Source organism: Desulfatitalea alkaliphila, from assembly GCF_022968795.1.
GTDB lineage: Bacteria > Desulfobacterota > Desulfobacteria > Desulfobacterales > Desulfosarcinaceae > Desulfatitalea > Desulfatitalea alkaliphila.
Genome location: NZ_JALJRB010000023.1, coordinates 62,126 through 74,202, shown reverse-complemented (window position 1 = coordinate 74,202; position 12,077 = coordinate 62,126). Strand labels below are relative to the sequence as shown.

Sequence of the window (12,077 nt, the reverse complement as noted above, 5' to 3'; positions counted from 1 at the left end):
TCACCCGGCTCCCAGGCCCACCCGCCTCCGTGCGAGAACAATCCATGTCACCTTAACGGTAGGGAATAACCCTTTATGATAAGCACACCCTTTGGCTGATTTGAATTCTGTGTATGCGGCGTCGACATCGAAATCGGGGTCGCAAACTCCTCCAGAACCATAAAATCCTTAGAATACAGTGAGGTATGCATGCGTTGCCTTACAAGCGTTTGGCATTAAAACTTGACTTGCGGTTCGAATGTGGTACTGTATTCAGACTGGAGGAAAAAATTATGAATATTACAAAGGATATTAGGCCGGTGACTTATCTGAAATCACGGGCGGCCGATTTACTCAATCAGATTAACGAAACGCATCGGCCTGTTATCATAACCCAAAATGGTGAACCCCGAGCTGTACTACAAGACCCTAAAAGTTACGAAAATATGCGTAATGCCATTGGTCTGTTAAAACTTATTTCAACAGGGGAAGCCGATATCAGGGAGGGACGAACACTGCCACAAGAAGATGTGTTCGATGAAATCGAAAGCGCACTTAACGAAAACCGGAAATGAGCCGAAATTTTCAAATTAAATGGGCTGCTATTGCGCAAAGTGATTTGAAACAAATAATTGATTATATAGCGGTTGATAGCCCGGACATTGCGCTGCAAATTCTAAAAAAACTTAGACAAGCAGCGTCGAGCCTCTACACCTTGCCGGATCGGGGTAGAATTGTACCGGAGTTGAAAGATCAAGGTATACACATCTATCGAGAAATAATTGTTCCTCCCTGGCGCATTATTTACAGAATATCAGATGCAACTGTTTTTGTTTTATCCGTAATAGACGCAAGGCGCAATGTTGAAGATATATTGCTGAATCGATACGTCAAATAAACGATCTACCAACAAACTCTACAAACGCTATGAACGAAATCAACCAACCCACCAAAGACACCCATCGCATGACGCAGATCGCCCTGGGCAAGGCGCCCGGCGACCTGGCCGTTATCAACGCCCGTGTGGTCAACGTCTACACCGGCGAAATTCTGGACGATCAGGCCGTGGTCACCGCCGGCCCCTGGATCGCTTACACCGGGGATCGCAGCGAGGGGATGATCGGTCCCGATACGGAGGTGATCGATGCCGGCGGCAAGGTGCTCATTCCAGGATTGATCGACGGCCACACCCACCTGGCCGGCTATTACAACGTGCCCAATTTTCTGACCCATGGGGCCGTCGGCGGCACCACCACGGTGATCACCGAAGCTTTCGAGGCCTACGCGGTGGCGGGCTACGACGGGGTGCTGGAATTTCTGGAGGCCATCGCCCGGCAGCCCATCAAGATTTTCGCCACTGCTCCGCCCATGGTGTGTCTCAGCCCCGCCTTTCTGGGCATCGACCCGGCCGATCTGGATCGCCTGCTGGCCCGCGAGAATGTGTTGGGGTTGGGCGAGGCCTATTGGCAGGGGGTGTTGCAATCACCGGAGGTACTGCTGCCGACAATGGCCCGAACACTGGCCGCGGGCAAGGTGCTGGAAGGCCATTCGGCCGGGGCCAAGGGCAACAAACTGGCGGCCTACGCGGCAACCGGGGTTTCATCCTGCCACGAACCCATCACCGCCGAAGAGGCGCTGGCCCTGCTGCGGCTGGGAATTCACGTGATGGCCCGGGAGGGCAATGTGCGCCGGGACCTGCAGGCCATCGCCGAAATCCGCCATGCGGGTATCGATTTGCGACGACTGACCCTGGTTTCCGACGGGGTCGCGCCGCAAGACCTTCTGGAGGGCGGCTACATGGAGCTGGTGGTGCAGCGGGCCATCGGCTACGGCTTCGATCCGGTGGCGGCCATTCAGATGACCACCCTCAACGTGGCCGAACATTTCCGCATCGACCACTTGGTGGGCGGCATCGCCCCCGGCCGCTATGCCGACCTGGTGCTGATTCCCGAGCCGGATCGGATCAGGGCGGAACTGGTGATCAGCAACGGCCGGGTGATCGCGCGCCAGGGGCGTTTGGTGGTCGCCCCTCGGGCCCATGCCTACAGCGAGCGCCTGTGCAACACCATCGATCTGCCCCGTCCCATGACAGCCGAGGATTTTCGCATTCCGGCCGGGGAAGCCCGGCAGACGGTGTCGGCGTCGGTCATCGACATGGTCACCGACCTGGTCACCAAGGAGCGGGTGATTTTCCTGCCGGTCCGCGATGGGAGCATCGATTGCGATCCGCGGCAGGACCTGATCAAGGTGGCCACCATCGACCGGCGCCACACACCCGGCAAGACCTTCACCGCCCTGATCCGCGGTTTCGGCATGCGGGCCGGCGCCGTCGCCACCAGCGCGGTGTGGGACAGCGCCAACCTGACCGTGCTGGGAGTCGATGAAGCCGATATGGCGCTGGCCGTCAATCGCATCCGGGAGATTCAGGGGGGCGTGGTGGTGTGCCGCGAAGGCCGGATTCTGGCGGAGCTGGCCCTGCCGGTGCTGGGTGTGGTGTGCGATCTGCCAATGGACCAGCTGGCGCAGCGGCTGGCGCAAATCACCCGCACCCTGCAAGAATTGGGAGTGCCCTTCGACGACCCCCTGCTCTCCATCGCCACCCTGACCGGTGCCGCCATTCCCTTCCTGCGAATTACCGAAAAAGGCCTGGTGCACCTGAAAACGGGCCGTGTCAGCGGTGTTGTGGATCAATGATGAATGCCGTTGCGTTTCCTCTCTGTTGGGGAAGGCCGGGGCCGCGTTCCTACTTCTTCTTCAACTGCTCCATAATGCGGCCCACCGCTTCGTAGTGTTCCGCTGTCTGGGTGGCGTGCTGGAACATCAGGGCTTCGTAGTCCAGGCTCTGCTCCAGGGTGGAGTGGCTGCCGTGGCGCAGCAGCTTCTTGGCGGCCCGGATGGCCGACGGCGCCATGCCGGCGATTTCGTTGGCCAGCGCTTCGGCTTCGGCCATCAGTTGATCGTGGGGCACCACCCGGTTGACCAGCCCAATGGCCAAGGCTTCGTCCGGTTCGAACATTTTGGCGGTGTAGATCAATTCAGCGGCCTTGCCGTAACCGATAAGCCGCGGTAGAAAATAGGAGCTGCCGAATTCCGGCGTGACGCCGACGCGGGCGAAGGCGAAACTGAACTTGGCTTGGGTGGAGGCCAGCCGGATGTCGCAGTTGAGGGGCAGGGTGATGCCGAAGCCCACCGCCGGTCCGTTGATGGCCGCGATGATCGGCTTGGGAAAGTGGATGAAGGCCTTGGGCAGTTCGGCGCGGTCCAGGGTGTCGTCCTGCCCCGATTCGCGGTAGGTTTCGTAGTTGCGCTTGAACATGTTCAGGTCGGCGCCGGCGCTGAAAGCCCGGCCCTTGCCGCTGAGGATGAGTACCCGTATCTGATCGTCCGCGGCGGCACGCCGCAGGAAATCCATCAGTTCGTCCCGCATTTCGGGACACAGGGCGTTGAGCACTTGCGGGCGGTTGAGATAGAGCCGGCCGATGTGGCCTTCGGTTTCGACGGCGATGGTTGTGTAGTTCATGGATGGTCCTTGAGTTGGTTTGGGCCCTGGCGGGCCAGTTTTGGGCCCTGGCGGGCCAGTTTTAAGTTTTAAGTTTGATGGTCTCGTAAAAAGTCGGAATTTTCAATTTTCGACGCTGTAAGTACCTAAATTTATACGATGGCAATTTGCAAAAACACCGTTTTTGGGACTTTTTACGAGACCATCAAGTTTTAAGTTGAAGGAATTCTATCTATTTTAGAGGGTTGGGTTGTGTGGGTTGCAATGTGGGGGCGAACCTATTGTGTTCGCCCGGTGAGCCAATCGGGTTTGTTACGTTTGTTGGGTTGGTAGCATGATTGGGGGGTGGGGTGCAAGGTGATGGGTTTGGGCGGGATGGGTTTTGGAAGGAGAAGGCTTATGGCGGGGAACGCGATTTTGATTGATGTGGTGGACAATGTGGCGGTGACGGTGGTGCCGGTTGCGGCCGGGGAGGTTGTGGTGGGGGCGGGGATCGACGGGGTGACGGCCTGCGAGGCGATTCCGCGGCACCACAAGGTGGCTTTGGTGGCGATTGCGGCGGGGGCGCCGGTGGTCAAGTATGGGGAGGCCATCGGCCGTGCCACGGTGGCCATCGGGGCCGGTGCCTGGGTGCACACCCACAACATGGCGGTGGACAAGGAGGCCGGATGAGGGCGGGATCGAATGAGGTGGACAAGGGGTTCATGGGGTACCGGCGGCCCAAGGGGGCGCCGGGGGTGCGCAACCATGTGGTGGTGCTCAGTTCGGTGAGCTGCGCCAACGGTGTGGTGCAGGCCATCGGCCGGGCGTGCCCGGCGGTCAAGGCGATCACCCACAGCGAAGGGTGCGGTCGGGCCATCGACGATGCGCTGATCATCCAGCGCACCCTTGTGGGGTTGGGTGCCCATCCCAATGTGGCGGCGGTTTTGGTGGTGGGGTTGGGATGCGAGAGCCTCAAAGCGGAAGTGTTGGGGGAGCGGATCGCCGCCGCCGGGACAGCGGTGGAAGTTTTGGGGATCCAGGCAATGGGTGGATCCCAGCGGGCCACGGCGGCCGGTACGGCCATTGCCCGTCGGATGCTGCAAGGGGCCGCCGCCCAGCGTCGGGTCCGGTGCGGCTGGGAGGCGTTGACCGTCGGGTTGGAGTGCGGCGGTTCGGACGCCCTTTCGGGCATCACGGCCAATCGCCTGGTGGGGGCGGCGGCCGATTGGCTGGTGGCCCGGGGCGCCACGGTGGTGTTGTCCGAGACCACCGAGATGATCGGTACGGCCCACATCCTGGCCCAGCGGGCGGCCGATGAGGCGCTGGGTAAACGCATTGTGGAATTGATCCAGGGACAACGGCGCAAAACCGAGCACTACATGGGCGAGCGGGCCGGTTTGGTCATTTCGCCGGGCAACATGGATGGCGGGCTGTCCAATATCACCGAAAAATCCCTGGGGTGCATCGTCAAGGGTGGGACCACTCCCATTCAGGAACTGGTGGCCTACGGCACCGCCCCGTCGCGCCAGGGGTTGGTGCTGATGGACACTCCCGGCTCGGATGTGTTTTCGCTGACCGGCATGGCGGCCGGCGGGGCGCAGATCATGTTGTTCACCACCGGGCGCGGTACGCCGGTGGGCTTTCCCACCGTGCCGGTGGTCAAGATCGCCACCAACAGCCGGATGTACGCCGCCATGGCCGATGACATGGATGTGGATGCCGGCGTGCTGGCGGCCGGAGCGTCATTGGATAGCGAAAGGGATGCATTGGTGGCGCTCCTCGGGCAGGTGGCGGAGGGCAAGGCCACCCGGGCGGAGTGCAACGGCCAGGAAATGGTGGCCCTGCACACCTCCGGTCCGGCTTTTTAGGCAGAGTCGTTAGCGCGTGCGCCGCACACCGGTGCGCTTGTCCGCGTTTCTCTTATGCCCCCAACTTGGCCTGGATGCGCCCATAGTGCACCAGGGCCCACAACGCGCGCGCGGCCCTTTCCGGGGAGGGCAGTATGGGGATGCCGCTTTCCAATATTTTGCGGATGATCAACTCTTCGGCATTCTGGTAAGAGAAGCCCAGCAGCGGTTTTCCGCACTGCCGCACTAGATCGGCCAGTTTGCGGGAGTGTTCTTCGGCCATCTGCGCCGCCAGTTGCAGGGCTTCTTCTTCCGACAACCCTTCGGCTTGCATGATGCGCATCACGTTCTTGCGCGGGGTGAAGCAGTAAAGCAGCATGCTGTCGGCGCCCGGTTCTTGCAGCAGGACTTCCGGAATGGAACGGAAATACTCCATGGGGTCGCGGGAAAAGGTCAGGTCCACCGGGTTGTTCATGCTGCCGGTGTGGGGGATCAACGGCCTGAGTTTTGCCAGCGTCTCCGGGGCGAAGGGCGGCAGAGACAGGCCGTTGCGGCTGCATGCATCGGCGGCGGCGGCGCCGGGACCGCCGGAGTGGGTCTGGACGATCACCCGGTTGCCTTGCGGTATGGCGCACTGGCCCAGCACCCAGGCGAAATCGAACAGTTCTGTCAGTGAGTCGGCACGGACGATGCCGCTCTGGGCGAAGACGCCGTCGTAGAGCCGGTCCGGTCCGGCCATGGCGCCGGTGTGGGAGAAGGCGGCGCGCCGTCCGGCTTCCGATCCGCCGGCATAGAAGGCCACGATGGGCTTGCGGGCGGCGATGCGCCGGGCCGTATCGATGAACCGGCGTCCCCGGCGAATGGTTTCGATGTACAGGGTGATCACCCGGGTGTGGGGGCAGGCGGCCAGGTACTCCAGGCAGTCCACCAGGTCCACATCGGCTTCGTTGCCCACACTGATGCCGGTGGAAAAACCGATCTGAAACTGCTCCAGATAGCGGAACATCTGGGTCAGCAGGCTGCCGCTCTGGGAAGCCATGCCGATGAAACCCGGCCGGCCTTCGAAGTTGGCGAAGGTGACGTTGAAGCGGTGGTGCGGGTTGACCACCCCCAGACAGTTGGGGCCGATGAAACGCATGCCGTGGCGCCTTGCAACGGCCACCAGATCCGCTTCCATTTGCACGCCGTCGCCCCCCACCTCCTTGAATCCGCCGGAGACCACGATGGCATGGCGAATGCCTTTGCGACCGCAGGCCGCCAGGGTTTCGGCCACCAGGCGGGTGGGCATCACCAGGACCGCCAGGTCGGGCACCTCGGGCAGCGCCTGCACGTCCTGGTAGGCCTGCATGCCCAAGACGGTGCTTTCACTGGGGTGGATGGGATAGATCGCCCCCTCGAAGCCCAGGGCCAGAATGGAGTTGAGCTGGTTGGTGCCCATGGCGGTATACCGGTTGGAGGCACCGAAAAAAGCGATGCTGCGCGGATTGGCCAGCGGATAGAGCGGAATCGTTTCATAGGGCGAGGTCATGGCGTTCCCTTGTGCGTGACGTGGATTGGCTTTTGCCGGCGTCCCGGTCGCCGCTTTGGCGTGATGGCGTACAAGGGAGAGCCGGTTGCTTGACATCCTGCCGCTGATGGCATCAATGTCGCGATCCGTTGAGCACCACCAGGGCATCCACGGACTTGATCCGTCCCCGGGGATCGATGATGATGGGATTGATGTCGATTTCGGCCACGGCGGTATGCTCCAGGCCGATGCGGCCCACGGCCACCAGGGCCTCGCACAGGGCCGCCTTGTCCGCCGGTGCCTGGCCCCGGAACGCGTCGAGCATATCGCGGCAACGCAGCTCATCCAGCATTTCCAGGGCTTCGGCCGTGTCGAAGGGGGCCACGCGGAAAGCGACATCCTTGAGCACTTCGGTCAATATGCCGCCCAGGCCCACCATGACGCAGGGGCCGAACTGGGGATCCCGGTTGAGTCCCACCACCAGCTCCCTTTGGCCCTCCACCATCTCCTGCACCAGAACGCCCTGCAGGGCGATGTCGGTGGCGGCGGCGACCCGCTCGTAAGCCTCCCGCAAGTGGGCATCGTCCCGGATGCCCACCGCCACGGCACCGGACTCGCTTTTGTGCATCAATTCCGCGGCGCACGCCTTGAGCACCACCGGGTAGCCAATGGCACGGGCCGCAGCCAGCGCTTCCTCGATGTTTTGAACAAGGGTTTCACGGGTTACGGGGATGCCGTAGCTGCTCAACAGTTGCTTGGCATCATATTCCGAGAGCGCCTTGGCGCCCTTTTCAACGGCCGACTCAATCAGCTTCTTCATATTCACCTGCGCATCGGGGCGTCGCCGCCGTTAATGGTCTCGGTGCGGAAGGACCGGCTGTTTTCGTCCCCCCTTTCCATCGTAAAAAAAAGAATAGATAAAGGATGGCCCGATTTGTGTCAAGTCGCCAAAGATGCTGTTGGCATTATCGCTGAAGGCGGGTTTACTTTGAACTGCGCCTTTCAACCACCGGATCGTTCTTTCGGAAGCGCCTATTTTTGCGATGATTGGCAATCTGATGGCCGTTGTATGGCGTGAATGGTGCGCCAGTGCGTGTGAAGCGTGCGATTCGCGTGGTGTGCGTGATGCGCGTGATGCGATGAACGACCGCCGGCGGGGTGGGCCGGGAGGCTTTGGTGCTGCCCCCGGCCCCACCCGCCGGTGGTCGTTCAAGGCAACATTTGTACCTTCCCGCCATTTTTACCAGCGTTACCTGAATGAATCGCGATGAACCGCCTCCCGTTTGTGCAATGAAGCACCTTTCCGCGGCTCGGCAGCTCGTTTTGACCGTTGGTGGGAAATCGGCTATAGCTTGCCGACGGGCTGATCAAGAGCCGGAGATGGGGGCGGCGGGCCCATGCTTGGGGCTTGCGGCGGCATCAGGGCCGCTGCCGCCACCTGGACCGCAGGCAGCCGTTTTCAGGGTGGACACGGAGAGCAAAGGATGACCATGGGCCGATTTTCTATTCGCCGGCACGCACTGCGACCGATGATGGCCGGGTTGATGATGGCTCAGGTGGTGGGCACTCTTTTTTTGTGGCAATCCAACCTGAGGCTGCAGCAACAAGTGGCGGCCGTGGAGGCCGCCGGTTGGTTGGCCGTGCCCGCCGGTCCCGCCGCTGCCGGTTTGGACAGCGTCGCCACCGCCTTGGGCGGCGGTCTGTTTTTCACCCTGACGGTGGGGGCCGGCCTGGCTTTGGTTACCTGGGCGGCCCTTTACACGTGGTGCTGGGTTTTGGGTCGCAGCCGGCTGGTGCTGGGGGTGTGGGCAATCCTTTGGCTTTCGGGGCTCGCGGCCCTCAACAGCCGCGGATTTGCGCTGTGGCCCAGCCTGTTCGGGGTGGGTGTGCCCCTTGTCACCGCCCTGGCCGCCTTGCAGCCGACGGCCACATCGCCCGTGGGGCCGCCCCGGCGCTGGTGGGTGGCGCCTCTGGTGATGGTGCTGCTGGCCGGGTTGTGGGTCGGCCGGTTGGACGGCGAGGCTTTTATCACGGTGCGGGACCAGTTGTTGCTGAACAACCGCATTGGACGGCAGGTCAACGATTTTTACTATCGCTACACGCTCTATGCCGCCGAAGCGTTCAAAGCCCCGGCGCAAAAGAGCTGGCTGACCTGGCGGCCGGCGCCGCAAACGACTCAAGTCGTCGGGGCGCCCATGATCCGTTTGCTGGCCCGTGCCGATTTGCTGGCCGTTGAGCAGGGGCCGGTGGATGTGACCCTCAATTGGCCCGATGCGCGGCATATTGTAATCCTCGCCGGCGGTAAATCCATCGAAGTGCAACGGGCCGCCTTCATGGCCGATCCAGGGCGCTGGCTGCGCACATTGTCGGCTGCAACGGACCGCTATGCGCCTTTCCGCCGTTTGACCTTTGCCGCGCTTTTGGTGGGGTTTCCCGGCCTGCTCTTCCTGGTGGTGCACGGCGCCATCGGCCGCTTGGTCCGTCTGCTGGGGCGCGCGCCCGGCGCGGCGCCCTGGTCGGCCGGCGGGGGTTGTCTGGTGCTGGGTGTTTTGCTGTTCGTCCCTGTGCTGGCCGGGCGTGCGGCACCCATGGAGGCGGACGCCCTGGCGGCGGCCCTCGGTTCAGGGCAGTGGCGTTCGCGGGTGGCGGCCTTGCGCCAGGCGGAGGCGCGGGGCTTGGACATCACCGGTTTCGCTGCCTACCCCGATCTGCTGCGCAGTGACCGGGTGGTGGAGCGTTACTGGCTGGCCCGGGCGTTGGCGCACGGTCGGGACGGTTCGGCCCACAACGATCTGTTGACGCTGATCCGGGACGCCCACCCCAATGTGGTTTGTCAGGCCTACTACGCCCTGGGGCGGCGCGGTGATCGGGCGGCCATCGCCCCCATTCTGTCACAAATGATTGGGTCGGATCACTGGTACACCCAGTGGTATGGATATCGGGCCTTGAAGGAGTTGGGATGGCACCAAAACCGTTCTCCATCCGCCCGCTGACCCTGGCTGCCACGGCTGCCTGGGTCGTGGGCCTGGAGCTGCTGGCCGCTTGGTGGTTGCAAAGGGTGGGCGGTTCGCCGCTGCCGGTCATGGCCCTGGTGCGGCTGGTCCAGATTCTGGGCATGATTTGGTGGGTGGTGCGTCTGGAAGGAAGCCTGGGGCCTATCGGCTGGGCGCCGGGCCAGTGGGGCAGCGGTCTGCGCACCGGCGCCCTGTGGTCCCTGGCCTTGGGCCTGGCGGCCCTTGCAGGATTGCTGCTGCTCCATTGGGGTGGGCAGAATCCCCTGGCCATGATCCGCCATCCTGTGCCGGCGGGCACCTGGGAGCGGCCTCTTTTTTTCCTGGTGGGCGGTTTTATCGTCCCCCTGGCCGAGGAGGTTTTTTTTCGGGGAATTTTTTACACCTTTTTGCGCCGCTGGGGGGTGGTCGTCGCCCTTGTGGTCAGCACCGCCGTTTTCGTTTTGCTGCATGCCGTTCACGGCATTCCCTACACCCAGATCGCCGGGGGGGTGGTGTTCGCCCTGACCTATGAACGGTACCGCAATTTGATGGTGCCCATCACCATCCATGCCGCGGGCAACCTGACGATCTTCACCCTTTCACTGCTGTTCAGGTGATGATGATGGCGACGGAAGATCACGCACCTGCGTTGCGTCAAGGGTTGGCGGCGCTGTGCCGCCGTCTGCAAACGCAGGGGCCGGCTTCTGGGGAGCAGATGATGGCGGCGGCCGAGGAGCTGCTGCAACTGCGGCAGCGCATGGGCGGCAAAGGGCTCTGGCGCCGTCCGCCCCGTTTGCTGACGGCCACTCTGGACGATGCCATCGGCCAGGGTTTGGCGCTGATCGAGCGATTCGCCGCGGCCATTGGGATGGTGGTGACCCCTTTGGGGTTGCGCCGCCCGCCGGATGCGATCGTGCACGCCTGTCACGACTATCGGCCGGCCTTTTTGGGCCTCACCGTGCTCTGGTTGGACAGCGAGGCGGACTTGGCCCTGGTGGCACGACAGCTGCCTTCGGAGACCCGATTGATCGCCGGCGGGCCGGCTTTCCGCTACGACCCCGACCTGGCCACGCGCTGCGGCGTGCACCACGTGGCGGCCGATGCGGCGGGATTCATGGCCTTCATGCTGGCGCATAGTGAAGGTGAAGCAGATGGCCATGTCGGATCGGGTGTATGACAAGTAGAAAACAATGAATGCAGCGATGCCCTTTCCCCGGGCTGCTCCCATTCAAAGAATCAAGCCATCCGGGGCTTTTTCCGTGGCCGCTTCCAGGAAGAACATGGCCACGCCGGGGGAGCGGGCCTGGCGGTCGGGGTATTCCGTCGGCCGGCAGCGCCGGAATCCCAGCTCCTCGTACAGTTTGATCAGGTTGGGGTTGTTGGTCAGGGAGATGAACCGGCGATAGCCCTGCTTGGTGAAGGTGTCGAGGAAGGCACGCAGGGTGAACAGCCCCACCCGCTGGTGACGGAACTTGGTGGAGATGGCCAGGGCGGCGATCTCCACCGTGGCCGGGTCGATCTGTCTCTTTTCCACGCAGCCCACCACGATGTCATCGATCAGGGTGACGTAGAAATTGGCATGTTTCTCCATCAGGTACGCCTTGGTGCGAGGCTTGAGATACCCTTCGCTGCGGTAGAGTTTGAGGATGCCGTCGATGACGTGCAAATCCTCCTCGGTGGTCACCGCCTGGAACCGTTCCCCGAAATTGTTGGCGATCAGGGTGCCGCATCCCTCGATGGTGAACAGTTCGTGTTTGATAACGTTTTTGCCGGCCGGCAGGATGTGGACCCGGTCGTATTGGCCGCTTTCGATGCGGATGCAGATCCGTTCCAGCGCCCCCTTGAAGTTGGTGTTGGCGATCAGATCGCCCCAGGTGGAAATGCTTTGGCGGACGCCCTCGGTGGTGAGGGTGTTGATTCGGCGGCCCGTCGGGTCGATCAGCGCCTTGCGCTCCAGGAAAATCAGTTTGTTCACCTTCTCCTCATGGTCCAACACGTGGGTGTAGAAATCGGCATCCGACGGTACGCGCACGACGCGGGTTTCGGGCAAGCGTTCCCTGAGCAGTTGGAAGTATTTACGATTGGCGAACCGGTTGGGGATATTGTGGTAAAGGTCGGTCTTGATGCCCTGCCGGTTGAGCAGCTTGATGTCGTCGAGCACCGCCGCGAAGTGATCCCGCAAAATGCCCTCCCGGCATGCAATGCACACCGTCTTGCCTTTGAGGGCCTGGGTATACTCTTCGATGTAGAGCCGCGGCATGATTTAGCAT

Annotated in this window: 12 protein-coding genes; 8 read left to right on the top strand and 4 right to left on the bottom strand. The window is 62.1% G+C overall.

The features are described 5' to 3' along the window. Nucleotides 1–272: 272 nt before the first annotated feature. The 3 genes from MRX98_RS17115 to MRX98_RS17105 all read left to right on the top strand — a co-directional run bounded on the left by MRX98_RS17115 (nucleotide 273) and on the right by MRX98_RS17105 (nucleotide 2,673). Nucleotides 273–554 (top strand): type II toxin-antitoxin system Phd/YefM family antitoxin, encoded by a 282-nt coding sequence (locus MRX98_RS17115; protein WP_246912855.1) that lies wholly within the window; start codon nucleotides 273–275, stop codon nucleotides 552–554. Then, a complete protein-coding gene (locus MRX98_RS17110) occupies nucleotides 551–877 on the top strand; it encodes a type II toxin-antitoxin system RelE/ParE family toxin (protein ID WP_246912853.1) in 327 nt (108 codons plus the stop codon). The genes MRX98_RS17115 and MRX98_RS17110 overlap by 4 nt, the downstream gene beginning before the upstream one ends. Before the next feature lie 68 nt (nucleotides 878–945). Beyond that, nucleotides 946–2,673, top strand: a complete 1,728-nt coding sequence (locus MRX98_RS17105; protein WP_246912851.1) for an adenine deaminase C-terminal domain-containing protein — start codon at nucleotides 946–948, stop codon at nucleotides 2,671–2,673. Between the two features lie 49 nt (nucleotides 2,674–2,722). Here MRX98_RS17105 and MRX98_RS17100 read toward each other — a convergent pair whose 3' ends face one another. Then, entirely contained in the window at nucleotides 2,723–3,499 is a 777-nt protein-coding gene (locus tag MRX98_RS17100; RefSeq protein WP_246912849.1) for an enoyl-CoA hydratase/isomerase family protein, read from the bottom strand. A 378-nt stretch (nucleotides 3,500–3,877) separates the two neighbouring features. Between MRX98_RS17100 and MRX98_RS17095 the strand changes: the two genes are divergently transcribed. Together MRX98_RS17095 and MRX98_RS17090 are read left to right on the top strand one after the other, a co-directional pair. Next, nucleotides 3,878–4,150, top strand: coding sequence for a UxaA family hydrolase (locus MRX98_RS17095; protein ID WP_246912847.1), 273 nt, complete (start codon nucleotides 3,878–3,880; stop codon nucleotides 4,148–4,150). After that, nucleotides 4,147–5,328, top strand: coding sequence for a UxaA family hydrolase (locus MRX98_RS17090; RefSeq protein WP_246912846.1), 1,182 nt, complete (start codon nucleotides 4,147–4,149; stop codon nucleotides 5,326–5,328). Before MRX98_RS17095 ends, MRX98_RS17090 begins: the two co-directional genes overlap by 4 nt. A gap of 52 nt (nucleotides 5,329–5,380) precedes the next feature. Here the strand turns inward: MRX98_RS17090 and MRX98_RS17085 are convergent, their stop codons facing one another. Next, a complete protein-coding gene (locus MRX98_RS17085) occupies nucleotides 5,381–6,835 on the bottom strand; it encodes an acetate--CoA ligase family protein (protein ID WP_246912845.1) in 1,455 nt (484 codons plus the stop codon). A gap of 112 nt (nucleotides 6,836–6,947) precedes the next feature. After that, entirely contained in the window at nucleotides 6,948–7,634 is a 687-nt protein-coding gene (locus MRX98_RS17080; RefSeq protein WP_246912843.1) for an acetate--CoA ligase family protein, read from the bottom strand. A 670-nt stretch (nucleotides 7,635–8,304) separates the two neighbouring features. On the opposite strand from MRX98_RS17080, the gene MRX98_RS17075 reads away from it, so the two are divergent. The 3 genes from MRX98_RS17075 to MRX98_RS17065 are packed head-to-tail and all read left to right on the top strand — an operon-like array spanning nucleotide 8,305 to nucleotide 10,984. Further along, on the top strand, nucleotides 8,305–9,807 hold the full coding sequence (locus tag MRX98_RS17075) for a HEAT repeat domain-containing protein (protein WP_246912841.1): 1,503 nt from the start codon (nucleotides 8,305–8,307) through the stop codon (nucleotides 9,805–9,807). Further along, nucleotides 9,774–10,424 (top strand): CPBP family intramembrane glutamic endopeptidase, encoded by a 651-nt coding sequence (locus tag MRX98_RS17070; protein WP_246912840.1) that lies wholly within the window; start codon nucleotides 9,774–9,776, stop codon nucleotides 10,422–10,424. Before MRX98_RS17075 ends, MRX98_RS17070 begins: the two co-directional genes overlap by 34 nt. Nucleotides 10,425–10,429: 5 nt before the next feature. Continuing rightward, entirely contained in the window at nucleotides 10,430–10,984 is a 555-nt protein-coding gene (locus MRX98_RS17065) for a hypothetical protein (protein ID WP_246912839.1), read from the top strand. Between the two features lie 51 nt (nucleotides 10,985–11,035). Here the strand turns inward: MRX98_RS17065 and MRX98_RS17060 are convergent, their stop codons facing one another. Next, complete coding sequence (locus MRX98_RS17060) at nucleotides 11,036–12,067, bottom strand: GNAT family N-acetyltransferase (RefSeq protein WP_246912838.1); 1,032 nt, start codon at nucleotides 12,065–12,067, stop codon at nucleotides 11,036–11,038. Between the last annotated feature and the right edge of the window lie 10 nt (nucleotides 12,068–12,077).